Origin of the sequence: Massilia sp. ST3 (genome assembly GCF_018119405.1) — a bacterium.
Classification (GTDB): Bacteria; Pseudomonadota; Gammaproteobacteria; order Burkholderiales; family Burkholderiaceae_D; genus Telluria.
Map to the genome: position 1 here is coordinate 1 of NZ_JAGPWC010000030.1, position 24,488 is coordinate 24,488.

Here is a 24,488-nt window from a genome sequence, read left to right on the forward strand (position 1 = left end):
CACCCCCGGGGGGGGGGGGCCCCCCCCGCCAACCCTACCGAACCTCTACCGATGCTGATTACCCGACGTCTTTCCCTCATTGCTCTCGCCGCCGCCCTGGCCGGCTGCGCCACCACCGGCGCTCCCCTGTCCACCGCCACCGTCGGCGCCTACCGCGAGACCATCGCCCTGGACGGCAAGCTGTCGGTGAACTACATCAAGGACGGCCGCCAGGAATCGCTCACTGGCAACTTCAGCTGGGAACAGCGCCCCGGCCGCATCGACGTCAGCCTGGCTTCTCCACTGGGCCAGACCCTGGCCACCATCGCCGTGACGCCGGAAGGCGCGACGCTGACCCAGGCCGACCGCGCGCCGCGCACGGCCGCCGACATCGACAGCCTGACCCAGCAGACCCTGGGCTGGACCCTGCCGGTCTCGGGCCTGCGCGACTGGCTGCAAGGCTATGCGCTGGACGCCGACGGCAAGCGCTTCGCCGCCTCGCCGGCCAACAACAGCGTGGTGACCAAGGACGGCTGGCGCCTGCGCTTCGTGTCCTGGCAGGACGAGACCAGCGCCCAGCCGCTGCCGCGCCGCATCGACGCCGAGCGCAGCGCCGCCGACGACATCCAGGACCTGGCGATCCGCATCGTCATCACTCCGGCGGGCTGATCCATGCGTTCGCTGCACCATTGCCCGGCTCCGGCCAAGCTCAACTTGTTCCTGCACGTGGTCGGCCGCCGCGCCGATGGCTACCACCTGCTGCAAAGCGTGTTCCAGCTGATCGACCGCGCCGACACCCTGCATTTCGACCTGCGTGAGGACGAGCAGATCGTCCGCACCACCGAAGTGAAAGGCGTGCCCCAGGAGCAGGACCTGATCGTGCGCGCGCTGCGCCTGCTGCAGGCCGAGTACGTACGCCGCCACGGCCGCCTGCCGCCCGGCATCGAGGTCGCGGTCGAGAAGATCCTGCCGATGGGAGGAGGGCTGGGCGGCGGTTCGTCCGACGCCGCCACCGCGCTGATGGCGGCCAACCATTTGTGGCAGGCGGGCCTGAGCCGGCAGGAGCTGATGGACCTCGGCCTGCCGCTGGGCGCCGACATTCCCTTCTTCCTGTTCGGCGAGACGGCGTTCGCGGAAGGGGTGGGCGAAGCGCTGCAGGCGGTGCCGGGCCCCGACTGCTGGTACGTGGTGATCGAGCCGGGTGTGGCGGTGCCGACGCCGGCGATTTTTTCGGCGCCCGATTTGACAAGAAATACGGAGCCCGTCATAATAGCGGACTTTTCCAGCAGCTACGCCGATTCAGGCAGTCGGTTGAGCTTCGGAAAGAATGATTTGCAGGACGTGGCCATGCGCCTGTTCCCGCCGGTAGCAGAGGCGGTTGAATGGTTGAGCGGCTACGGCGATGCCAGGATGACTGGCTCAGGGGCGTGCGTATTCTGCGCGTTCTCCAGCGAAGCCGCTGCCGACCGGGTGTTGGCGGCCATGCCAGGAAAGTGGACGGCATGGAAGGCCAAGTCGCTGAAGAGTCACCCACTGATGAAATCGCTCTTGCAAAATCAGTGAGTTATAGAATAAAATCCTGCCTGTCGACGCGTTAGACGCTACAATGTAGATCGCAGCGACAAGCAGTAAAGTTCGTGTAGGGGAATCGCCAAGCTGGTTAAGGCACCGGATTTTGATTCCGGCATACCAAGGTTCGAATCCTTGTTCCCCTGCCAAAGTTTTCTTGGTCTGTCGATGCGAATGCGTCCAGCAAGGAAATCCCGGCGGCGACATCGCCCGCCACAAGCCTAATCAGCCGGACCTTCCGGCTGATTGTTTTTCCAGTATCAACCCTTCATCTCTTGGGACTCCCATGGCTTACGAAAACCTGATGGTTTTTACCGGCAATGCCAATCCGGCACTAGCAGAAGGGGTCGCAAAAAACCTCGGCATCCCTCTCGGCAAGGCCGTGGTCTCGAAGTTCTCTGACGGCGAAGTCATGGTCGAAATCAACGAGAACGTTCGTGGCAAGGACGTGTTCGTTCTGCAGTCGACCTGCGCTCCCACCAATGACAACCTGATGGAAATCATCCTGATGGTTGACGCGCTCAAGCGCGCATCGGCGGGCCGCATCACCGCCGCCATTCCCTATTTCGGCTATGCCCGCCAGGACCGCCGTCCGCGTTCGGCGCGTGTGGCGATCTCGGCCAAAGTCGTGGCCAACATGCTGGAAGAAGCCGGCGTCGAGCGCGTCCTGATCATGGACCTGCACGCCGACCAGATCCAGGGCTTCTTCGACATCCCGGTCGACAACATCTACGCTTCCCCGATCCTGCTGGGCGACCTGCAGAAGCGCAACTACGACGACCTGCTGGTCGTGTCGCCGGACGTTGGCGGCGTGGTGCGCGCCCGTGCGCTGGCGAAGCGCCTGGGCTGCGACCTGGCGATCATCGACAAGCGCCGCCCGAAGGCGAACGTGTCGGAAGTCATGAACATCATCGGTGAAGTCGAAGGCCGCAACTGCGTGATCATGGACGACATGGTCGACACCGCAGGCACGCTGTGCAAGGCTGCCGAAGTGCTGAAAGAGCGCGGCGCCAAGAAAGTGGTCGCTTACTGCACGCACCCGGTGCTGTCGGGCCCGGCGATCGAGCGTATCTCGAACTCGCCGCTGGACGAACTGGTTGTCACCGACACCATCCCGCTGAGCGCCGCCGGCGCCGCCTGCACCAAGATCCGCCAGCTCACCAGCGCACCACTGCTGGCCGAGACCTTCAAGCGGATCGTGAAAGGCGACTCGGTGATCTCGCTGTTCGTCGACTAAGCACTACCCGCTGGATTTTCGCGGCGCGCCTGGCTCAAAAGCCGGCGCGCCGTTGACGTATAAAAGATTCACAGTATTTCTTGAGTGCGCAGTATCGGCGCTCATTTCTTGGCTGTCCCTGGTCGCGGGGATGGCCGCCACTCTGGGCAACCGGGCCGGGGAAGGTTCTCCGGCATGCGGGGCCCGTTTATTTTTGGAGTTTCACATGAAAGTAGTCGCATTCAACCGCACTCAGCAGGGGACCGGAGCGAGCCGCCGCCTGCGCAACGCTGGCCAGACCCCAGGCATCATCTACGGTGGCGCCGACGCCCCGCAACTGATCGCCCTGGACGGCAACGCGTTGTACCACGCGCTCAAGAAAGAAGCTTTCCACGGTTCGATCCTGGACCTCGAAATCGAAGGCAAGACCCAGCAAGTCCTGCTGCGCGACTTCCAGATGCACGCATACAAGCAACTGGTCCTGCACGCTGACTTCCAGCGCGTCGACGCTTCGAAGCCGATCCACACCAAGGTCACCCTGCACTTCGTCAACGCCGAGATCTCGCCGGCCGTCAAGCTGAACAGCGCTGTCATCTCGCACGTTCTGAACGAGCTGGACGTCGCCTGCCTGCCGGGCAAGCTGCCTGAGTTCATCGAAGTCGACCTGAGCAAGCTGGAAGCTGGCCAGTCGGTCCACGTGAGCGACCTGACCCTGCCGGAAGGCGTGACCGCGGTCACCCACGGCCAGGACCTGACCATCGCCACCTCGACCATCCCGCGTGGCGCGGCATCGGCTGAAGCCGCTGCTGAGTAAGCATCTTTCCCGCGCCGCGCAAGCGGCGCGCCGGAACAAAACCCGCCGCGGCTTGCCCGGCGGGTTTTTTATTGGCGGAGTTTTGTAGGGTGGGCGGCTACACCCGGTAATGGGATTGACCTGGGACTTCGACGCCGCCCACGCGTCCAACAAGCGGATGAGCAGACGCGCGGGCTGCATGAGCGTTGGTTGAACGCGTGGGCGGCGCCAACGGACGGGCCGCTCGACTCTCCGGGTGGAGCCGCCCACCCTACGAAAGGCATGTCCCCGGCTTTTTCAGCGATAAACCTGTTTTCCCCAGATTGGTAGGGTGGGCGGCTACACCCGGCAATGGAGTTGGCCCGGGACTTCGACGCCGCCCACGCGTCCAACAAGCGGATGAGCAGACGCGCGGGCTGCATGAGCGTTGCTTGAACGCGTGGGCGGCGCTAACGGACGGGCTGATCGACTCTCCGAGTGGAGCCGCCCACCCTACGAAAGGCGTGCCCCCGGCTTTTTCAGCGATAATCCTGTTTTTCCCAGAATCAAAGTAGACAGCATGTCCATCCGCCTGATCGTCGGCCTCGGCAACCCCGGCCCCGAATACGAACAAACCCGCCACAACGCCGGCTTCTGGCTGGTCGACAACCTGGCCAACTCGCTGCCGGGCTGCCGTCTGCAGCGTGAAGCGCGCTTCAACGCCATGGTCGCCAAGACCCGTATCGCCGGCAATGAAGTGTGGCTGCTCGAGCCCCTGACCTACATGAACCGCTCCGGCCAGTCGGTCGGCGCCCTGGCGCGCTTCTACAAGATCAATCCGGACGAAATCCTGGTCGTGCACGACGAGCTCGACATGCTGCCCGGCGTCGCCAAGCTCAAGAAAGGCGGTTCCTCCGGCGGCCACAACGGCCTGAAGGACATCACGTCCGCCCTCGGCACCCAGGATTACTGGCGCCTGCGCATCGGCATCGGCCACCCGCGCAGTCTCAACCTGCAGCAGGGCGTGGCCGACTTCGTGCTGCACCGCCCGCGCCGCGAAGAACAGATCTTGATCGAGGAATCGATCGACAAGAGCCTGCGTATCATCCCGCTCGCCTGCGAAGGCAAGCTCGACGTGGCAACCATGCAGCTGCACACCAACTAGCGGTCTGCGGCGGGTTTCACATCCTGGGCGTAGTAGTAGTCGCGCACCGCCGTGTAACCCGCATGGGCGCCGAAGCCGAAGGCGGCGGCCCACACGAGTACGATCGCGGACGCTGTCATGAACACCCCATTGGGGTCCGTGGTGAAAAATTTCATGGGTGACTACCGATCAAAAAATGCGCCGTCCTTGCGGCGCCTGTCGGCTCCAGTGTACGAAGCCTCTTGCGCTCGTAGCAAGCTGACGGTTCTGCTAGGAATAGCCTCAGCTTTTCTCGATCACCACCTGCGTCCGCAGGTCGCGCATGATTCTTTCCAGCGCCGGCCGCATGCGCCGGTAGTCGTCCGGCGAGCAGGTGGCCTGCGTGTGCCGGAACTGCAGGCGGCGCGTCACCAGGACCGTATTGCCGCGCCGCGCATAGCGTGAGCGGTAGGCAAAATTCCCATCCTCGACCACCAGCGGACGCGGCAGCGCCAGCACCCGCGCGCGCGGCGGCAGGCGGAACTGCAGCTCATCCTCGGCGTCGATGGCCGGGCAGACGAAGTCCTGCCGGCGCTCCGGTTCCTGGATGAAGCCGGACACCGCATCGCCCAGCCCGCCCCAGAAGTTATACGTGGTCGCCAGGCCGACCGGCCCCGGGAAGTGGGCGAAGGCCCCGCTGCTGCCCGAGAACGAGAGCGTATAGTCGTCGCTCGCGCCGTCGGTGTCGCCCGGCTCGAACACGCCCGCTCCCTGCTGCCCCAATCCCTGCAGCATGCGTTCGACGAAGCGCTCGCGCTCGGCCTGCGGGGTGGTGCGCACCACGCGCCGGTAGGGCTCGGCCGAGGCGCCGCTGCTGGTGCGCGTGGCCTTGAAGCGGCTACTGCCGTCGGCCAGGATGTCGAAGCGGGTGCTGGTGCGGCTGCGCGAGGGCTGCCAGCTGGGCGTCATGGCGAAGGCGCCGCTATTGCTCAGCAGGACAGGCTTGCCCAGCAGGGAAGGCGGCAGGAAGCCGCCCGCCACCGATTCGGCGGTCGGGTCCAGGAACAGCTGCAGGGCGGGGACGTAGACGATGGCATGGTTCAGCACGCCCAAAGTGGGCACGTCGGGCAGGCGATAGGCGTCGCCGTTGTTGACCAGCCCGGCCGTCGCCTCGATGCCGCTGGCGCGCAGCAGCGCTTCGAGCAGGGCGGCGTGGTCCTTGCAATCGCCGTAGCGGTTGATCAGGACGCTGGACGCCTCATGCGGCACTACCCCGCCCGGGCCCAGGTAGACACCGACATAGCGGATGTTCCGGCGCACCCAGTCCGACAGCGCCACGGCGCGCGCCTGCGGGTCGGCGATGCCGCGCGTGACCGAGGCGGCCAGGGCGGCGATATTGGTATTGGGGAGGGCCTTGGCGGCGGCGCGTACATGATAGGCGCGCGCGAAGGCCGCATAGTCAGGGAAGGTGGACACCGCCAGGCGTTTGCCGTAGTCCAGGTAGCTGACCGAATCGAGCTCGATGCGGGCGTTCTCGCCGTCCACGTAGCGCCACTGGTAGCGCCGCCGTCCGGGCGGGCTCGCATCCGGCAGCGGCGCGAAGCCGGCGGCGTCGGCATAGAGCGTCATCCCTGGCGGCATGTCGTAGATCAGGCGGTAGTCGCGGTGGGGGTAGAAGCGCGCCGAGGACAGGTCTTCGAACTGGCCGGGGAAGAGCGGGGTGTGGCGCCGCAGCACATAGCGCACCGCCACCCGGTCGCCCGGCTGCACGTCGGGAAACACGATGATCTTCAGGCGCGTGTCCTGGAACATCGGCGCTTCGACGCTCGCGCTTTCCTGCTGGTCGCGGATCTGGTGCGGCTGCACCGCCAGGCGGCGGCCGTCGGCCTTTTCGGTATGAGCCTCGATCGACACGACTTCGTCGAGCGACTGGTTGTAGCCGATGTAGTACTGCGCATGATCGTGCACCGCCTCGCGCGCCGCCAGGGTCTTGACCTGCTCGACCGTGAGCAGGTAGCTGCCGTCCGGCTCGACCACGAAATGCTGGACGTAGCGCTCGACGATGACCGAATGATCGGTGCCGGTGTCGCGCCCCTGGGCCGGATGGATGGGCAGGAGCAGCCATAGCAGGCACGACAGGACGACGAGGCGGAAGGGCATGGACGATCTCCGGGCACGCGACCGATCCATGTTACGTAGAGACCACAAGCGATGTTTGAGCCGGCGCAAGCATTCCCGGGTGCGGCCCGCCTTCTGCGATAATTTCGTCCATGAAGTCGCTTACCTTCCACGCCGGGCCGCTCGCGCTCGCGCACATCCGCGCGCAGGGCTTGCGCGCCCAGGACATCGCCATCGTGCCCGCCGCGGCGGGCGGTCCGAAAGGCCTGATCTTCCAGTCGCTCGATCAATGGATGTTCGGCGAATGGTTCCCCGGCGCCCCGCGCGAGCGCACCCTGATCGGCTCCTCGATCGGCGCCTGGCGCATGGCCGCCGCCTGCCAGAAGGACCCGGTCAAGGCTTTCGCGCGCCTGGGCGAGCTGTACGCCGGCCAGCGCTATACCAGCAAGAAGCCGAGCCAGCAGGAGATCGACCAGGTGGTGCAGGGCCTGCTCGGCGAATTCGTGTGTGGGCATGAGGACGACATCGTCAACCACCCGCACCACCGCCTGCACCTGCTGACCGTGCGCGGGCTGCGCTCGCTGGCCGCGCCGGCGCACCGCTATGCCGAGCTGCGCGGCTTCGCCTCGGCGGCGCTGCACAACATCGGCTCGCGCGCCTGGCTGGGCCGGCTGATGGAGCGCGTGGTGATCGGCGACCGGCGTTCCAGCGCCCCCTGGCTGCGCGAGCGCTTCGACGCCTTCACCACCCATTTCTCTACCTTGAGCCGCGAGAACCTGGCTTCCGGCCTGCTGGCCTCGGGCACTCTGCCGCTCATCATGAAGCCGGTGACCGCCATCGCCGCGCTGCCGCCCGGCCATTATTGGGACGGCGGCGTCATTGACTACCACCTGGCGCTGCCGTATGCGCGCGCCGCCGGGGAAGGGCGCAGCGACATCGTGCTCTATCCGCACTTCACGCCGCACATCGTGCCGGGCTGGCTCGACAAGGGCCTGCCGTGGCGCAGGGCCGCGCGTGGCGCGAACCGCGGCTGGCTGGACAACGTCGTGATCGTCGCTCCATCCGAGGCATTCCTGAAGACCCTCCCGCGCGGCAAGCTGCCGGACCGGAACGATTTTTCATTTTACGGCCTCGACCACGATGCGCGCATCCGCAACTGGCAGCGCGCCATCGGCGAAGGGGAAAGGCTGCGCGACGAGCTGGCGGCTTTCGCCGAACGGCCCGACTTGGCGCGCATCCAGCCGATCTGACCCGATAGGAATTGCTAACCATGACCCTTCCCGTGAACTTCGTACCTGCGCAAGCGGGACATCGCGATGCGATGGCGGCCCTGTTTCGCGAAGTATGCCGCGCCGGCGATGCGCTGCCGTTTACCGAAGACACCCCGGACAGCGCCTTCGACGCGATGTGGCTGGCGACCAGCGTGCAGGCCCATGTGGTCTTGTTCGAGGGCGAGGTCGTCGGCATGTTCAAACTCAATGCCAATCTCCCAGGGCGGGCCTCGCACGTCGGCAGCGCGACCTATCTGGTGCGGCCCGACATGCAGGGAAAAGGCATCGGCGGCGCAATGCTGCGCGAATCGATCCGGCTGGCCGGCGCCGCCGGTTTCCGTTCGATACAGTTCAATTTTGTCGTTTCGACAAACCGGCCTGCGGTCGCGCTCTACGAGAAGCATGGGTTCGTCGTAGCGGGAGCCTTGCGGGAAGCCTTTCTGCATCGGGAGCTGGGCTATGTCGACGCCTACGTCATGACGCGTCCCATTGAGCAGTCCGGTCCCTAGGGGATCGTCTGGAGAGAGGTCGATTACCGGAGTTCCCAGAACCAGACTTCGCGGGAGCTCCAGTAGCAGCCAGTCATCGAGCCGTCCAACTCGTTCCCGCAGCGCGTGTACAGGCCCCAGCGGTCTTTCGCGACGATGGCAATGTGCCCTTGTGGATTAAGGTCCCCATAAATGCTGAAAAACGAAATGATGCCTCGGCGTGGTCCGACCTTGTCTTCGGCCTCTTTGCCGCTGCCGAATTTCTCGGGCTGACCGAGCTTGCGCACTAACCAGTTGCTCAGTGTGCGCTGCCTGGTTTCGATGGCGCGGCCCTTGTATTTTCCGGCTTTGATCGGCCATGCCCCGGGATTCGGATAGCCGGCGCCGAGCAGGGCCAGGCTGAGCCGGATGGCGCACGTGTTCCGGAAATTCGGATCAGACGCGTTTTCCGGATAGCCGATCCATTGGTACAACTCATCGGGGGGCACGTTGGTGGTATCGGGGAAGTGCATCCTGAGGGTGGCGTACGGAACTTTCATGGTTTCCTCCGCTGGTTGGCAGGGCAAGGCCAGGTCTTGCGCCATACTTCAATGACCAGATCGGCCGCATTGCGCTCGAGCTGGTGGGCTGGCATCCGCTGCAGGCTGTGCGTTGCGGCGCTGATGAGCGTGTCCGGCTTTGGCTTGTGCCGGCTCCAGCACCATTCCTTGCCTTCGCTTGCATCGTGCAAAGCGTGCAAGTAGCCTTGGACAAACTCGCCGTTCAGCATGTCGCGGTATTCGGCGGCCATTGCGCTACTGGGGAAAGGGCTTTCCGGTGTCCACGCCAGCTCGGCGGGATTGACGTTACCCATGAGCTTGACGAGCCGTTCGCCCGTCATCCATGGATTGGTGGATGCCTCTTGTGCCTGGCTCGGCATTGCGCCTGCTGCCAAGATGAGAAACAGCGTAGAAGGTGAAAGGCATAGTCTCGGCATCATGGCTCCGCAGGCATGTCAGCAAGTGAGATTGTTCAGCAAGGGCATTGCGGACTCCTTGGCAGAAAGCAAGGAAACGGCCGGCATGCCTGATCTCTTGTCCCACCTCCATGATGAGCCAACCCAGGGCAGGCCTTCGGTTCCACTGCGGTATCAAGATGTCATGCTGTGGCCCGAACTGTTGTGTCGCGCGGTCGGTTTTTGGGCAATACACCCCGTCCAGAGGTACAATGTGAGGTTTGAGGGCGGCCTTGTGACCGCCTGCGTCTACAGAGAGAAAGAATTCCCATGAGCCTCAAATGCGGCATCGTCGGCTTGCCCAACGTCGGCAAGTCCACCCTGTTCAATGCGCTGACCAAGGCCGGCATCCCGGCTGAAAACTACCCGTTCTGCACCATCGAGCCGAACGTGGGCGTGGTCGAGGTGCCGGATCCGCGCATGCAGGCGCTGGCCGACATCGTCAAGCCGGAACGCATCGTGCCGGCCATCGTCGAATTCGTCGACATCGCCGGCCTGGTGGCCGGTGCGTCGAAAGGCGAGGGCCTGGGTAACCAGTTCCTGTCGCATATCCGCGAGACCGACGCCATCGTCAACGTGGTGCGCTGCTTCGAGGACGACAACGTGATCCACGTGGCCGGCAAGGTCAGCCCGATCGACGACATCGAAGTCATCCAGACCGAACTGGCACTGGCCGACCTGGGCGCCGTCGAGAAGGCGATCCACCGCGAAAACAAGAAGGCGCGCTCGGGCGACAAGGACGCGGCCAAGCTGGTCGCCATCTGCGAACGCCTGCTGCCGCACCTGAACGAAGGCCAGCCGGTGCGCACCATGGGCCTGGACGCCGACGAGATGGCCATGATCAAGCAGCTGTTCCTGATCACGGCCAAGCCGGCGATGTACGTGGCCAATGTCTCCGATACCGGCTTTACCAACAACCCGATGCTGGACCAGCTGACCGCCTTCGCGCAGAAGCAGAACGCGCCGATCGTCGCGATCAGCGCCGCCATCGAATCGGAAATCGCCGACCTCGACGACACCGACAAGGCCGCCTTCCTGTCCGACATGGGCATGGAAGAACCGGGCCTCGACCGCCTGATCCGCGCCGCCTACAAGCTGCTCGGCCTGCAGACCTATTTCACGGCGGGCGTGAAGGAAGTGCGCGCCTGGACCGTGAAAGTCGGCGCCACCGCCCCGCAGGCGGCCGGCGTGATCCACACCGACTTCGAACGCGGCTTCATCCGCGCCCAGACGATCGCCTACGAAGACTACATCGCCCTGAAGGGCGAGGCCGGCGCCAAGGAAGCGGGCAAGATGCGCGCCGAAGGCAAGGAATACATCGTCAAGGATGGGGATGTGTTGAACTTCCTGTTCAACGTCTGATGGGTGGAAGTGTTTTCCTGAAACATCAGGAAAGACACTGAAATCCAAAAAACCTCAATAAAGCCGCGCACTTACGCGGCTTTATTGTTTCTTGTTGTTGCTAGAAGTTTCGTGGGTAGCCATCTTCGTATTGAGTATGAAGGTGAGTATGTTTCTTTTTGGCATGGAGGATATGTGAGTACAATGGCGATGTGCCCATTACAAAGTGCTCACCATGCTGACTGATTCTCACTGCCGCCATGCCAAACCCAAGCTCAAGCTCTACCGTCTTAGCGATTATCGGGGCCTATGCCTTGAGGTGAAGCCCAGCGGGGTAAAGGCATGGCGCTTCCGGTTCACGTTGAACGGTAAAGCCAGCATGTTTGCCCTTGGTGACTACCCAACCGTTACTTTGGCTGAAGCACGCGAGCGTTGCGAAGCTGCACGCCAGCTTGTAAAGCAAGGCGTCAATCCTGCCCAGCAACGACAGCTGGACCGTGTCAAGCAAGCCAGCGACGCCGAAATCACCTTCGCCCTGGTGGCGCGTGAATGGCTGCAGACGAAGGACTGGGAGGACGTCACTAAGAACCGTCGACTTGACATGCTGGAGCGAGTCGTATTTCCTGCGATTGGCAAACTGCCTATCCGCGCTATTACTCCCGTCCACGTGCTCGAAATTCTTCAAAGCACAGTGAAGCGTGGCGCCCCAACCGTGGCCGCCGAAGCTCGTCGCACCATGTCGGCCGTTTTCGAGTTTGCCGTAGCTACGCTGCGCGCAGACAGTGATCCGGTCTGGCCCGTGCGCAAGGCCATTCCCTCGAACAAGACCCAGCACAAGACGGCGCTCACTACCGATCAGATCGGCAAGCTGTTGAACGACTTCAACAATCACCGCTGCACCTTTCAGATCAACTATTGTATGCAGCTGATGTGGTGGACACTTGCGCGCCCGAGCGAGGTGGCCGAAGCTGAGTGGGCGGAGATCGATTTGGACCGCGCCTTGTGGCGCATCTCAGCTGAGCGTATGAAGGCACGCAAGGAGCACCTGGTGCCTTTGCCGCAGCAAGCCGTCGAGATGCTTAGCGGCTTGAAAGCCCTTACCGGGCAGCGCAAGCATCTGTTCCCCGGTCGTGACAACCGCAACACCCCGATGTCTGTTGCATCACTGCGGCAAGCGTTAAAGGTGCTCGGCTGGGCCGGGAATTACAGCCCACACGCCACTCGTACTACAGGCAGCACCCGCCTCAACGAGATGGGATACCGGCCGGATGCCATCGAAGCCCAGCTGGCGCATTCCGACCAGAACAATGTACGACGCGCCTACAACCACGCTACCTATTTTGAAGAGCGACAGGTGATGATGCAGGACTGGGCGGATCACCTCGATAAATGGAGAGCCGCCCATGAGCAGGGCTAAGATGAGATCGCTCATACGCAAAGACATCGCGCTCGCCCCTCTGGCGGCTGTGATCGCGCGTCATTTTCCCCGGGTGGGCACGCAGGAGGGTCGCGAGATGTCCGAAGGATGCCTTGCCTTCACTCAAGCCGCAGCAGCATTGGCGGCACAGTATGCGACGCTGCGACAGCAAGCCCACGAAAGCGAATCAAGGCGGCAGCGCTATGAAGCGATCGCTCTCACAGCGCAACAACTCCGCTTTGCCTTGGAGGGGCTTACCGAGAGCGATCTGGACACGCTGGCGGCCCAGCAAGACCTTGCCCATCAAGCCTATGTGAACGAGCTGGATGAACATCGAAGCTACGACCTCGGCATCCAGCATGAGGTTTCTGGCGAGCCCTACGGCCCCAGGTCCGCGAACCACATGCAGCAGTGGCAAGACCTGCGCTGGCTGGAGCAGGGGGCTAAGCGGCTGTGCTCACCACGCAAGCGCGGGCGTCCCGAAAACATCGCCGAGCGATGGGCAGCGCGCCAGTTCGTGTTCCTGTGCCACAAGCACGGGTGGTCGCCAGTGCGCGTGGCTCACAGCGGCACGGAGAAGCAGCAGAGTGATCCACAGTCCTCTGACGCCGTGATGTGCTTGGCCGCCATCTTTGTCGCCGGGGGCGAGCACGAAGTACGTGCTAAAAGCGCCGCGCTGTCAGCCCTGAAACCACTGCGCGACAAGTTCACCTATGTCGAATGGACTGCAGGATCATTCGACCATCCGTACCTCGACCCAGAGCCGAACGAATACACGGTCAGCTTGAAGGAGCTGACAGCAGATCGCCACCACGGCATTGGACAGTTGCCCGACTTTGCGCCCGAGAACGAGTAGTTCATCGGCCAAGAATTCTGGCAGATTGGTGTCATTTAATGCCCGTGCATCATTACTCCCCGACGCGCAACATCTCTGGTGTTTTCACAATGTTTCGAGGAGTATTACATGCTGCGCGTTATGCGAATTCAGGACGTTTGCGACAAAATCGCACTCAGCCGCACCTCCCTCTGGCGGCTGTGCAAGAGCGCCGACTTCCCCCAGCCTATCCAGTTAGGCGGCCGCGTGGCCGGCTTTCTGGAGCACGAGATCGACGCCTGGTTGGAGCACCAAGCTGCTCAGCGCGGCAAGATTCAGGAGGTGAAGTAAGATGGGCCGACAAAGAACCGTCAACGACCACGGCTTCTGGCACAGCCCGCTGCTTCAGCAGTGCACGACAGAAGACAAAACCGCGCTCCTGTATCTGCTAACCAGCCCAGTGTCGAATGTGATTGGCGCCTATCCTCTAGTACCTCGCATTGCAGCCGCCGAAGTCGGCTGGTCGAAGGACCAGTGGCTGCAGGTCGTAGAGCGCTTGCGTGCGGAAGACCTCGTCTGGTTTGACCCCGAACGCATGTTCGTGTGGGTTCGCATTTGGTGGTTTCACAACTTGGCCAGTCAGACTATGGGTCCGAAGCTACGTGCCCGCACCATGGAGAACATTCGGCGGTTGCCGGAGCCCTGGCTGGCCCCGTTTTTGGCCGACTACAAAGCACGCTTGAACGAGGAGCAGCGGGAGCTGCTGAACACCTTGCTGGCCGGCGAATTCTCGGAAAATGACGCATCCGTACCTCATGGATACCGTATCGATGCCTCATCCAACTTTTCCCAGCATAACAATAACGCCAACGCTAAACCCAACTCTAACGTAACGCCAACCCTAGAAGCCCAGGCACAGGTGCCTGTGGATAAGTCGGGCATTCCGCCAGAGAGCCACGCGCAGGTAGAGGCAGCCATTGCTAATGCACAGCGCAAGGGCATTGTTAAGGCAGACACGCAGGCGATCATCACGGCGGTGGCCAAGCAGTATCAGGCTGGCCGTCCTCCCAGAGATGCTGGGGCTTATGCCTACTCGGTCGCGCAAAACTTGGTCGGAGTTAAGACCGAGCCCTCTCTACCGGCCCCGGCTTCAGCGGCAGAGCTGGAAACGTGGGCCGGCCTCTGTTTCTGCTGGCCCGCCGATAACCCGAGCAGCTTCATTCGCGTCGAAGAGGCTGGGTTTTGCGAGCAGGTTACCCTGGAGAGCGGCAAGCCCAGGCATGGATATGTACCGCTCGGCCGCAGCAAGCTGCTCGATGTCCTCCGGGAAGGACGGCTGCGTCAGGTACCGGCTGCTGTCTTTGAAGACTTGGTCAAAGGCGCGCGACCATGAACACCGATGCTGAATGCCTGAACGCGATGGCCCGTGAATGCGTCGCCATGCTGCCAGCTACGATGTCTCACGAGCCTTCTAAAGCGCGATCCCCCCGCACCGAGGCAGAGTACCAGCGCATGGCTCATGTGCTTCTGCAGCGCGCGCAGACCCTCCCCGGCGGATTGGTAGCAGCGGTGCAAGACACTGGAAGCGCGAGAACTTTCTACAAGCGGATGAGCGCCTTGAAGTTTCATTGCCGCCTCCTTGTGACCCAGCACCTTGAAGGGCTGTCCGCTGCGCAGAACTTGGATTGGGAGCGATTGGAAGAGGTGCTGTCCCGCCTGCACGAACTGCTGTGTGCCTTGATCACGTTGAAGCAACAGGGCATGACCCAGCCGAGTCGAAAGCGCCGAAGCAAGCGTCAGGCGCTGCGGGGCCTGCCATCAACCTGGCGGGAGGAATTATGTGAGCGCGGTGCGCATGGCAAGTACTCCGATGCGCTGCTGATTTCGGCGCTGACCGGCGCTCGTCCGAGCGAGGTTGTGACGGGCATTAACACCCGGCTGCAGTACGACGAAAGCCTGGGCATGGAGACGGTCTGCGTTTACGTGACGGGCTCCAAAGTCACAGCGCACCAGGGCCAGCCGCATCGCTTTGTAGCGTACGCCGTGGATGACACCCATCCGCTGGTCGCCGTGCTAGTGAAGCGCCTCAGAGCGGCGACCAATACAGAACTGCAAATTCAAATTGGCAAAGCCGTGAACTTCACGGCAGAGCTCAAGCGCCTCGGGCACTGCCTTTGGCCTGAGCACGCTCACGCGATCACTGCCACCTGTTTCCGCCACCAATGGAGCGCGGATGTAAAGGCCACCGGTGATGTCGATGCTGCCAGCCGGGGCCTCGGACATCGCAGCGCCAAAACTCGGCGCTATTACGGTATAGCACATCAGGCGCGGGATGGGCACGCGCTGCGCCCGGTGCGCATCGAAGCAGATTTGCCCGTTAAGGTGCTCAGAACCTCGGCCCAACCTGCCATGCCTACGCCCCGTGCTCAGCTGGAATGAGGCAACTCCGCCCACCATTGGGGCAATGTCGCCTGCCATTACCCCATTTTGCCCTTAGCGCTGACCTGACACGGCCCCTTTGAGGTAGCGCATATGGTAAAACATTGCATTGCGTAAACGCATGCAAATGCAGTACATTTGCGTACCATCGTTGACGAGACATGCCATGTCACGCCTGAAGGACGAAACCCTTTCAATCCGTACCTCCGCCGAGATCAAGCAACTTTTGCGCTTAGCAGCTGATCGCGAGCGCCGCTCGGTGGCATCGATGATCGAAATCTTGGTGTTGGAGTACGCGCGAGTTCACGATTTGACGGCTAGGCCCGCTGAGCAACGACCGGGAGAGGACAGCGTATGAACAAGAAAGAACTGTCAGAGCGTGACATTTGCACCAAGTTCATAACACCAGCGCTTGAGCAAGCTGGCTGGGACATTACCGCTCAGGTACGAGAAGAGTTTCCACTCACTAAGGGACGCATCATCGTTCGTGGCAAGCTGCACACGCGTGCTAAGAACAAGCGTGCGGACTACGTCTTGTTTCACAAACCCAACATGCCAATCGCAGTTATTGAGGCAAAGGACAACAAACACTCGTTAGGCGATGGCATGCAACAGGGGCTGGGCTATGCGGAAATGCTGCAGGTGCCCTTTGTGTTCAGCAGTAATGGCGACGGTTTCCTATTTCACAACAAAATTGCCAAAGACGGTGTCATAGAGCGTGAGTTGGCCCTGAATGAGTTACCTGGACCGGATGTGCTTTGGCAATGGTGGGCCGAATACCTAGGGCTAAACACCGCGCAGAGTGAACTGGTCTCACAAGACTATTACAGCGACGGCAGCAATAAAACACCGCGTTATTACCAGCTACTTGCAATCAACAAGACGATTGAAGCCATCGCTCGCGGCCAAAACCGCCTGCTGCTGGTCATGGCCACCGGCACCGGCAAGACCTACACCGCTTTCCAGATTATCTGGCGTCTCTGGAGGTCAAAAGCCAAGAAACGAATCCTATTCCTGGCTGACCGAAATATCTTGGTCGATCAGACCATGACAAACGACTTCAAGCCCTTCGGCTCGGCCATGACCAAGATCCAGAAGCGGCAAGCCAACAAGTCGTATGAAATTTATCTTTCGCTATATCAGGCCGTCACCGGCACGGAAGAAGAGCGCAACATCTATAAGCAGTTCAGCCGTGACTTCTTTGATCTGATAGTCATCGATGAATGTCATCGCGGCAGCGCAGCAGCCGACTCGGCGTGGCGTGAAATTCTTGAATATTTTTCATCGGCCACACAGATCGGACTGACGGCGACACCGAAGGAAACCAAAGAAGTCTCCAACATCGACTATTTCGGCGAGCCGATTTACACCTATTCCCTTCGGCAGGGTATCGACGACGGCTTTCTGGCGCCGTACAAGGTAGTGCGCATCGATCTGGATAAAGACCTCTTCGGCTGGCGTCCCGATAAGGGCATGCTTGATAAGCACGGCAATGAGATCGAGGACCGTATCTACAACCAGCGAGATTTTGACAGAAACCTGGTTCTGGAGAAACGCACTGAACTGGTTGCAAAAAAAATCAGCGAGTTCCTGAAGCAGACCAATCGCTTCGATAAAACCATAGTGTTTTGCGACAACATTGATCATGCAGAGCGTATGAGGCAGGCATTGGTCAATGAGAACTCAGATCTCGTTGCTCAGAACAGCAAGTACGTGATGCGTATCACCGGCGATAACGAAGAAGGCAAAGGCGAGCTCGATAACTTCATTTTCCCGGAATCCAAGTACCCTGTCATTGCTACCACCTCAAAACTCATGACCACAGGCGTGGATGCCCAAACCTGCAAACTTATCGTCTTGGACCAGCGCATCCAATCCATGACGGAGTTCAAGCAGATCATCGGTCGCGGCACCCGTATCAACGAGGATTACGACAAGTATTATTTCACCATCATCGATTTCAAGAAGGCAACCGAACTGTTTGCTGACCCCGATTTCGACGGCGACCCGGTGCAGATCTATGAACCCAAGGGCGACGAATCACCAGTGCCTCCTGACAATGGCGGCGGCTCATCAGCCCAGAATGATTTTACTTATCCGCTGGCAGATGAATTGCCATGGTCGGGGGGAGCCGAACCGCGCCTCGGCGAGGAAGGAAGCACTATCCGCCGCTATATTGTCGCCAATGTAGAAGTCAAGGTAGCGTCTGAGCGCGTGCAGTATTTCGATGCTGCTGGTCGCTTGGTTACGGAATCCTTGAAAGACTACACACGAAAGGCGCTCGCCAGAGAATTCAGTTCACTCGATGATTTCTTGCGTCGCTGGAACGATGCAGAGAAAAAGCAAGCCATCATTGACGAGTTGGCCAACGAAGGCGTGCTCTTTGATGCGCTGGCTGAAGAAATCGGCCACAAGTCCGGCAAGGAATTTGACCCTTTCGATCTGGTCTGTCACGTAGCTTGGGATCAGCCGCCGCTCACCCGAAAAGAACGCGCCGAACAGGTCAAAAAGCGCGATTACTTCACCCGCTATGGCGAACAGGCGCAGCGTGTGCTGCAGGCCTTGCTGGACAAGTATGCGGATGAAGGCGTTGGTCCCATTGAAGAAACGCAGATCCTCACCATCGCGCCATTCACAAGTTTCGGCACTCCCATGGAGATCATCCGGGCCTTTGGTGGATTGGATCGATACCAGCGTGCCATTCACGAACTCGAACAAGCGCTCTACGGCTGATCACAGCTGCGCGCATAATAATTACTTATTGGAACCCCGCCCATGTCTATCGGCACCCTAATTAAAACCATTCAAGACATCATGCGTAAGGACGTCGGCGTTGATGGCGATGCTCAGCGCATCAGCCAGATCGTTTGGCTGCTTTTCCTGAAAATTTTCGACGACAAAGAGCAGGAATGGCAGCTCATGATCCCGGGCTACAAATCGCCACTGCAAAGTCGTTTTCGTTGGAGCAACTGGGCCAAAGATGCAGAGGGCATCACAGGTGAAGAGTTGATTGACTTCGTCAATAACGAACTCTTCCCTTCGCTTAAAAAGCTGGCGACCACCGCGGGTGTAACTCCCCACGGAAAAGTAGTTGGCTCGGTGTTCGAGGATGCCTACAACTACATGAAATCCGGCACCCTGCTGCGGCAGGTCATCAACACCATTGAGAACGATGTCGATTTCAACTCCTCGACAGACCGGCACCTGTTCAACGACATCTACGAAAAGATCCTGGCTGACCTTCAATCGGCGGGCAACGCTGGCGAGTACTACACACCGCGCGCCGTCACCCAGTTCATGGTGGACATTCTCGACCCACAGTTGGGCGAGAGCGTGCTGGATCCGGCGTGCGGCACAGGTGGTTTCTTGACCTGCACCATCGAGCACCTGAAGCCTCAGGTCAAGACAGCGTCGGATCGCCTCACGCTGCAAGATAGCATCCATGGTGTGGAGAAAAAGCCACTGCCCCACATGCTAGCCATGACCAATTTGATGTTGCATGGCATCGATGTACCCAGCAATATCCGACACGATAACACCCTTCGTCGTCCGCTCAAGGATTACGGCCCGAAAGATCGTGTGGACATCATCATCACCAATCCACCCTTTGGTGGCATGGAAGAAGACGGCATAGAGAACAACTTCCCTCGCAAGTACCAGACCCGCGAAACCGCCGATCTGTTCATGGCGCTGATCATGCATCTGCTCAAGCACGACACGGGCCGCGCTGCCGTAGTGCTGCCGGATGGCTTTCTGTTCGGTGAGGGCACTAAAACCACGCTGAAACGCGAACTTCTTGAAGAGTTCAATTTGCACACCATCGTTCGCTTGCCGAAGGGAGTTTTTGCACCCTACACGAGCATCGCAACCAATGTGCTGTTCTTCGAGAAAGGAGAGCCGACTAAAGACGTTTGGTTTTTTGAACATCCTTACCCGGATGGCTATAAGAGCTATTCGCGCTCCAAGCCGCTGGATATCAAAGAATTCGATCTCGAAAAAGTGTGGTGGGGTGGCGCCGCTCGCAAGGGGCGCAAGACAACCAAAAATGCCTGGAAGGTTTCGGCTGCAGACATTGCTGCACGAAATTACAACCTGGACTGCAAGAACCCGCATGCTGTCGAGGTGAACCACCGTGATCCAATCGAGTTGATGGCGGAATATCAAGAGATCAGCCGCCAACTGGCCGAGGCGCAGCGTGCTCTGAAGACTGAGCTGATGCTCGCCCTCGGGGGAGAGTGATGGAACTGCTAGAGCAACACTTCGATACGGCCTTTGCTGCGCCCGATGGTATTCCAAAATTGCGCGAGCTGATCTTGAAGCTTGCGATGCAGGGGAAATTGGTGCCGCAACATCCAAATGGTTCACCAGCTAGCGAACTGCTCAAGTCTATTGAAGCAGAAAAGAAGCGGCTGGTAAAAGAGCGCATGATCAAAGTGCCAAAACCTCTGCCGGAGATCACTGCCGTTGAAGAGCTCTACTCTTTGCCTCAGGGGTGGCAGTGGGTTCGACTTGGCGTCATTGGTAATATTTTCAACGGCAACAGCATCAACGCATCTGAAAAAGAATCGAAATATGCTGGCGCAAAAGGGTTGCCCTACATCGCTACCAAGGATGTCGGTTACGGTTTCGACCCACTGGACTACGACAACGGTGTTTGCATTCCTCCGGATGAGGAAAAATTCAGGATCGCACACCAAGGTGCGGTGTTGATTTGTGCTGAAGGCGGTAGTGCCGGGAAAAAGTGTGGCCTGACCGATCGCAACATCTGTTTCGGCAATAAACTGTTTGCCAACGAATTATATGGGCAGATTCCGTCGCGATTCATCCTTTACGTTTATCTGTCGCCAGATTTCCGCGCGTCGTTTAGAGCCGCGATGACCGGGATCATCGGCGGCGTTTCCATTGCTAAATTTTGCGAGCTACTCATCCCGCTCCCCCCACTTGAAGAGCAACACCGCATCGTCGCCAAAATCGACGAACTGATGACTCGCTGTGACGAACTGGAAAAACTGCGCACGGCACAAAATGAAAAGCGCTTGACGGCGCATGCGTCGGCCATCCGGCAACTGCTGAATGTCGCTTCAGCCGACGAACACCTCAGTGCAAGAGCCTTTCTTGCCGAACATTTTTACGAGCTCTACGCCGTCAAAGAAAATGTGGCCGCGTTGCGCCAATCAATTCTTAATCTGGCGATAATGGGCAAGCTCTCCGAGCGGAACAGATCTTCTCCTAACGTGAGCGATCTTCTGGAAAGGGTGAAATCTGAACGGATACGTCTAAAGATTCGCAGGACGGCCACAGAGAAAATCGCATCAAGCGACCTGATCAATGTAATTCCGGATGAATGGGCGTTAGTGCCCTTGGATGCAATTTTGACCTTCGGGCCTACCAATGGATACTCGCCGAAGGCTGTTGACTATGAAACCAACGTCAAATCTTTGACATTGAGCGCAACGACATCTGGAATATTCAAAGGAGAGCATTCAAAGTTTATTGATGAAGAAATCCCGGCTGACTCCGATCTTTGGCTACAGGATGGAGACATCCTCGTGCAGCGCGGAAATACTCTTGAGTATGTCGGTGTTCCTGCAATTTATCGAGGTCAGAAAAACGCATACATATATCCAGACTTAATGATGAAATTGCGTGTTTCGGCGGAGGTGGATTGCGAATATGTGTGCTTTGCGATGAGTGCTGCGCCGAGCCGAAATTTTCTTCGCGAACGAGCGTCTGGCACCTCTGGGACAATGCCAAAAATTAATCAAAAAACATTGTGTAGCCTACCGATACCTTTACCACCACTAGAAGAGCAACGTCAAATTGTAAAAAAAATCCGTAGCTTGATGAAACACTGTGATCAGCTAGAGGCGAATATTGACTCGGCCAATTTGACGCAGTCAAAACTATTCAATGCCGTTATGGCACAAGTATAAATTTACCGTCATGCGCCTGAAATCAGTCTTCATTAGCAACTATAAGAATCTTAAAAATTTCACGCTGCCGTTCGATGGCGAGAGTTTTATCGATGTCTTTGTGGGGAAAAACGGCACAGGCAAATCAAACTTGTTCGAAGCGTTGATCGAAATATTTCGTCATCTCGCCGAATTCGATAGGAGGAAGGCAGACCTCGGGTTTAGCTACCGCTTGTTCTATGAAATTGCCGGTGTAGAAACGACCATAGAGTGGAGTTGGGGTGAGATTGACGATATTTCGCTACGGGATAAACCCAAAGACCGTGGTCTATCTATTAATGGTCGAAAGCGAAAAACTATTGGACAAACCAAAGTTCCAGACAATGTGCTCATCTATTATTCCGGTCACAACAAGACAGTGGCGGCGCTAGTAGACCAATATGAAGGAAACTTTAGGCAGCGAATTAAACGAGCAGACTTCGATGAGAGCCGCTTCTTTATTGGTGTTGGCCCTGAATACAAAGAGCTACTGTTGGCTGTACTGTTAATTCAGCCTAATGACTGCAAGGCTCGGCAGTTCATTTGTCAAAAGCTGGGAATAGCTAACGTGGCACCGGAAATCCGGATGGTTTTAAAGCGGCCCGTATATGCGGCTGATTCGCGCTTTGATATTGAGCTAAATGATGAGTCAGACCGCTACTGGAAGCCGCAAGGTATTACTAAAACCTTTCTTGATAGGCTCCACCAGTGCATCAATACGGCGACCGAAAGCCCGTTGCGATCGGAAGGGTATTTTTCTTCCGATGAGCGCTATATTCTTTACTTCGGTATCGATAAAATCCAGCTGGAGTTTACGGACTTCAGCCCTCAAGAATTATTCCGTCAGTTGGATAACTTGAAGACCTTGGGAATGCTGTCGGAAATTACGGTTTCCTTGCAGCTAGAACACGGATTCGATGCATCCGTATCACACTTTAGTGATGGTCAGTTTCAGTCTGTTTATATTTATTCCATTGCTGAGCTATTCAAGGACCGGAACTGTGTTGTGTTACTGGATGAGCCAGATTCATTTCTGCATCCAGAGTGGCAGTTTGATTTTTTAAAGCAGGTTTTTGAGATCACTGGTGTTGCTGACAAGAATTGTCATGTGCTAATGAGTAGCCATAGTGCCGCAACCTTGTGCCCTATTGAAGACCAGCAGATCAATCTCTTCAAGATCGAGAATTCTGCCGTTTCTTGCCAAAAGCGTTCAAAGAAAGATGTAATTCACGAACTTTCTGATAGTTTCATCCAATATACCGAAGACGAAAGCCGGTTGTTAATTGATAATGTCATGCGATTATCTTCCAGGCCGATTCTTTTTGTCGAAGGGCCGTCAGATGTAAGCATATTGAATACAGCTTATAAGAAGCTTTATCCGGATGAGGAAATTACAATTCTCGTCCAAGATGCTTTTGATCGAGGATTTATTAAAGTTCTATTTGCTAGAAATGAAGTCTTTTCTGCATACCCCGACAAGCAACTTTTTGCGCTTTTTGACTTTGATGATGCGTATGATGATTGGCGTGATTTAGGCGGCAAGCATCAGGTTACCGATATTGGGCTTGGGCTCGCACGGAAGCTCGACGGCAAGAATGCCTATGCCTTCCTTTTGCCGATCCCGGATAACCAGTTGCGGGAACAAGTGTGGGACAGCCAAAATCCAATCGAGAAAATCAAGCCTAACCCTCATTTTTGTATTGAGCATATTTTTTGGGGCTGCCAAGGAATGGACGACTGGTTTCGTCCTGACCCCAAAACTGGCATGATTAAATTTAAAGGCGACAAACACAAAGTTAAATTTGCGAAAGAGGTAGTCCCGACTTTGGACGCTCCCTGCTTTGAACCTTTTAGGCCAATTTTTGACTTCATCAAATCGAAGGGCGCGGCAGCTGTCGCATTACAAATACAACAATAGAGCATGGTCCCACGATAAAGGTTTCTCCAAATGAGCTATACCAAGCCCTGGAAAAGCCATGCCGATCAATTAGATCGATTGATCGGCCGGGGCATGGTCGCGACCGACCGGGCTCGCGCGCTAGATCTTCTGGAGCGCATCGGCTTCTACCGCCTCAGCGGCTACTGGTTCGCGTTCCGGGAACGCAGCGAGCCGTTGTGCCTGTTAGATGAGCATGGCCGCAAGCCGAAGAAGGTGCGTGAAGAGCGCATCGCACTCGATGCCTTTCGGGCGGGGACCACCTTCCAGAACGCAGTGGACTTGTACGTGTTCGACAAGCAGCTACGGCTGCTGGTGATGGACGCGCTGGAACGCATTGAAGTGGCGTTGCGTGTGGACGTGTCTCACATCTTGGGGCAGCTTGACCGCTTTGCCTACCTCAGGCCCGAGCTGTTCCACGACGAGTTCAGTGTCAAGCTGGATAAGGACTCAGGCGTTACGCGACACCACGAATGGCTGGGGAAGCACGCTCAGTTGATCGGCCGCTCCAGGGAGGAGTTCGTTCGGCACAACCGATCTAAGTACGGCCTGCCGCTGGCAATCTGGGTGGCCTGCGAGGTGTGGGACTTCGGCACGCTTTCGACGCTGTTCAATGGCATGCGCGAGGCGGAGCAAGACGCGATTGCCAGCCGGTACGGCGTGAGCAACGGCCGGGTGTTTGCCACATGGCTGCGTAGCCTGAACTACCTGCGCAATATATGCGCCCACCACAGCCGTCTCTGGAATCGAAACATCGTTGACCAGCCGAAGCTGCCATCATCGGCCGAGTTGGCGTGGGTCACATTTTTTGAGGCCGATACGCACGCGCGGGCACGCTGCTTCTTGCTCTTGAAGATCACCCGGCATCTGCTGGGCGTGGTCAACCCACGGTCGAGCTGGCCTGATCGGATGAAAGCGCATCTGCTGGCGTTCCCCGGTCTGTCTCACCTTGGCCTGAATCTCGCAGGCATGGGCGCCCCTGGCGACTGGGCGGCGGCGTGGTGAGCGCAGGTAAGAAAAAACCCCTCAGCAGCTTCCCCGCCGAAGCAGGGTCACCGAG

At 58.7% G+C, this 24,488-nt stretch carries 23 protein-coding genes and 1 tRNA gene; 20 read left to right on the forward strand and 4 right to left on the reverse strand.

The window, feature by feature from the left end; all coding sequences use genetic code 11:
- The first annotated feature begins 51 nt into the window (after nt 1-51).
- The 6 genes from lolB (at nt 52) to pth (ending at nt 4,701) form a co-directional block, all read left to right on the forward strand.
- Complete coding sequence (gene lolB / locus KBW98_RS12245; protein ID WP_211520425.1) at nt 52-648, forward strand: lipoprotein insertase outer membrane protein LolB; 597 nt, start codon at nt 52-54, stop codon at nt 646-648.
- 3 nt (nt 649-651) lie between these two features.
- Nucleotides 652-1,542, forward strand: a complete 891-nt coding sequence (gene ispE, locus KBW98_RS12250) for a 4-(cytidine 5'-diphospho)-2-C-methyl-D-erythritol kinase (RefSeq protein WP_211520426.1) — start codon at nt 652-654, stop codon at nt 1,540-1,542.
- A gap of 78 nt (nt 1,543-1,620) precedes the next feature.
- Nucleotides 1,621-1,697, forward strand: a tRNA-Gln gene (locus KBW98_RS12255).
- 137 nt (nt 1,698-1,834) lie between these two features.
- The gene (locus KBW98_RS12260) at nt 1,835-2,785 is read left to right on the forward strand and encodes a ribose-phosphate pyrophosphokinase (protein WP_211520427.1); all 951 of its coding nucleotides are present in this window, start codon (nt 1,835-1,837) and stop codon (nt 2,783-2,785) included.
- Between the two features lie 205 nt (nt 2,786-2,990).
- On the forward strand, nt 2,991-3,578 hold the full coding sequence (locus tag KBW98_RS12265; RefSeq protein ID WP_211520428.1) for a 50S ribosomal protein L25/general stress protein Ctc: 588 nt from the start codon (nt 2,991-2,993) through the stop codon (nt 3,576-3,578).
- 538 nt (nt 3,579-4,116) lie between these two features.
- The gene (gene pth, locus KBW98_RS12270) at nt 4,117-4,701 is read left to right on the forward strand and encodes an aminoacyl-tRNA hydrolase (protein ID WP_211520429.1); all 585 of its coding nucleotides are present in this window, start codon (nt 4,117-4,119) and stop codon (nt 4,699-4,701) included.
- Here the strand turns inward: pth and KBW98_RS24085 are convergent.
- Together KBW98_RS24085 and KBW98_RS12275 are read right to left on the reverse strand one after the other, a co-directional pair.
- Nucleotides 4,698-4,820 (reverse strand): hypothetical protein, encoded by a 123-nt coding sequence (locus tag KBW98_RS24085; RefSeq protein ID WP_267876135.1) that lies wholly within the window; start codon nt 4,818-4,820, stop codon nt 4,698-4,700. The genes pth and KBW98_RS24085 overlap by 4 nt on opposite strands.
- A gap of 142 nt (nt 4,821-4,962) precedes the next feature.
- Nucleotides 4,963-6,819 (reverse strand): DUF3857 and transglutaminase domain-containing protein, encoded by a 1,857-nt coding sequence (locus tag KBW98_RS12275; protein ID WP_211520430.1) that lies wholly within the window; start codon nt 6,817-6,819, stop codon nt 4,963-4,965.
- Between the two features lie 110 nt (nt 6,820-6,929).
- Between KBW98_RS12275 and KBW98_RS12280 the strand changes: the two genes are divergently transcribed.
- Nucleotides 6,930-8,027 carry a patatin-like phospholipase family protein gene (locus KBW98_RS12280; protein WP_211520431.1) on the forward strand — a complete coding sequence of 366 codons (1,098 nt, stop codon included), beginning with the start codon at nt 6,930-6,932 and terminating at the stop codon, nt 8,025-8,027.
- Nucleotides 8,028-8,047: 20 nt separating this feature from the next.
- Entirely contained in the window at nt 8,048-8,557 is a 510-nt protein-coding gene (locus tag KBW98_RS12285; RefSeq protein ID WP_211520432.1) for a GNAT family N-acetyltransferase, read from the forward strand.
- A 23-nt stretch (nt 8,558-8,580) separates the two neighbouring features.
- Here the strand turns inward: KBW98_RS12285 and KBW98_RS12290 are convergent, their stop codons facing one another.
- Complete coding sequence (locus KBW98_RS12290) at nt 8,581-9,075, reverse strand: T6SS effector amidase Tae4 family protein (RefSeq protein WP_211520433.1); 495 nt, start codon at nt 9,073-9,075, stop codon at nt 8,581-8,583.
- Nucleotides 9,072-9,455 (reverse strand): Rap1a/Tai family immunity protein, encoded by a 384-nt coding sequence (locus KBW98_RS12295; protein WP_211520434.1) that lies wholly within the window; start codon nt 9,453-9,455, stop codon nt 9,072-9,074. The genes KBW98_RS12290 and KBW98_RS12295 overlap by 4 nt, the downstream gene beginning before the upstream one ends.
- A gap of 345 nt (nt 9,456-9,800) precedes the next feature.
- Between KBW98_RS12295 and ychF the strand changes: the two genes are divergently transcribed.
- From ychF to KBW98_RS12355, 12 genes are all read left to right on the forward strand, one after another.
- Nucleotides 9,801-10,892, forward strand: coding sequence for a redox-regulated ATPase YchF (gene ychF, locus KBW98_RS12300; protein ID WP_211520435.1), 1,092 nt, complete (start codon nt 9,801-9,803; stop codon nt 10,890-10,892).
- Between the two features lie 214 nt (nt 10,893-11,106).
- Nucleotides 11,107-12,288 (forward strand): integrase arm-type DNA-binding domain-containing protein, encoded by a 1,182-nt coding sequence (locus KBW98_RS12305; protein WP_211520436.1) that lies wholly within the window; start codon nt 11,107-11,109, stop codon nt 12,286-12,288.
- A complete protein-coding gene (locus KBW98_RS12310) occupies nt 12,275-13,144 on the forward strand; it encodes a hypothetical protein (RefSeq protein ID WP_211520437.1) in 870 nt (289 codons plus the stop codon). Before KBW98_RS12305 ends, KBW98_RS12310 begins: the two co-directional genes overlap by 14 nt.
- Before the next feature lie 108 nt (nt 13,145-13,252).
- Nucleotides 13,253-13,453 (forward strand): AlpA family transcriptional regulator, encoded by a 201-nt coding sequence (locus KBW98_RS12315; protein ID WP_229429150.1) that lies wholly within the window; start codon nt 13,253-13,255, stop codon nt 13,451-13,453.
- 1 nt (nt 13,454) lies between these two features.
- Complete coding sequence (locus KBW98_RS12320; RefSeq protein WP_211520438.1) at nt 13,455-14,495, forward strand: hypothetical protein; 1,041 nt, start codon at nt 13,455-13,457, stop codon at nt 14,493-14,495.
- The gene (locus KBW98_RS12325) at nt 14,492-15,541 is read left to right on the forward strand and encodes a hypothetical protein (protein ID WP_211520439.1); all 1,050 of its coding nucleotides are present in this window, start codon (nt 14,492-14,494) and stop codon (nt 15,539-15,541) included. Before KBW98_RS12320 ends, KBW98_RS12325 begins: the two co-directional genes overlap by 4 nt.
- 166 nt (nt 15,542-15,707) lie before the next feature.
- Nucleotides 15,708-15,899 carry a hypothetical protein gene (locus tag KBW98_RS12330; RefSeq protein ID WP_211520440.1) on the forward strand — a complete coding sequence of 64 codons (192 nt, stop codon included), beginning with the start codon at nt 15,708-15,710 and terminating at the stop codon, nt 15,897-15,899.
- Nucleotides 15,896-18,274, forward strand: a complete 2,379-nt coding sequence (gene hsdR / locus KBW98_RS12335) for an EcoAI/FtnUII family type I restriction enzme subunit R (RefSeq protein WP_211520441.1) — start codon at nt 15,896-15,898, stop codon at nt 18,272-18,274. The genes KBW98_RS12330 and hsdR overlap by 4 nt, the downstream gene beginning before the upstream one ends.
- A gap of 42 nt (nt 18,275-18,316) precedes the next feature.
- A complete protein-coding gene (locus KBW98_RS12340) occupies nt 18,317-19,780 on the forward strand; it encodes a class I SAM-dependent DNA methyltransferase (protein WP_211520442.1) in 1,464 nt (487 codons plus the stop codon).
- Complete coding sequence (locus KBW98_RS12345) at nt 19,780-21,474, forward strand: restriction endonuclease subunit S (RefSeq protein WP_211520443.1); 1,695 nt, start codon at nt 19,780-19,782, stop codon at nt 21,472-21,474. Before KBW98_RS12340 ends, KBW98_RS12345 begins: the two co-directional genes overlap by 1 nt.
- A 10-nt stretch (nt 21,475-21,484) precedes the next feature.
- Nucleotides 21,485-23,410: an ATP-dependent endonuclease gene (locus tag KBW98_RS12350; RefSeq protein ID WP_211520444.1), complete on the forward strand. Its 1,926-nt coding sequence runs from the start codon at nt 21,485-21,487 to the stop codon at nt 23,408-23,410.
- A 30-nt stretch (nt 23,411-23,440) separates the two neighbouring features.
- A complete protein-coding gene (locus tag KBW98_RS12355; protein WP_211520445.1) occupies nt 23,441-24,433 on the forward strand; it encodes an Abi family protein in 993 nt (330 codons plus the stop codon).
- Nucleotides 24,434-24,488: the final 55 nt, after the last annotated feature.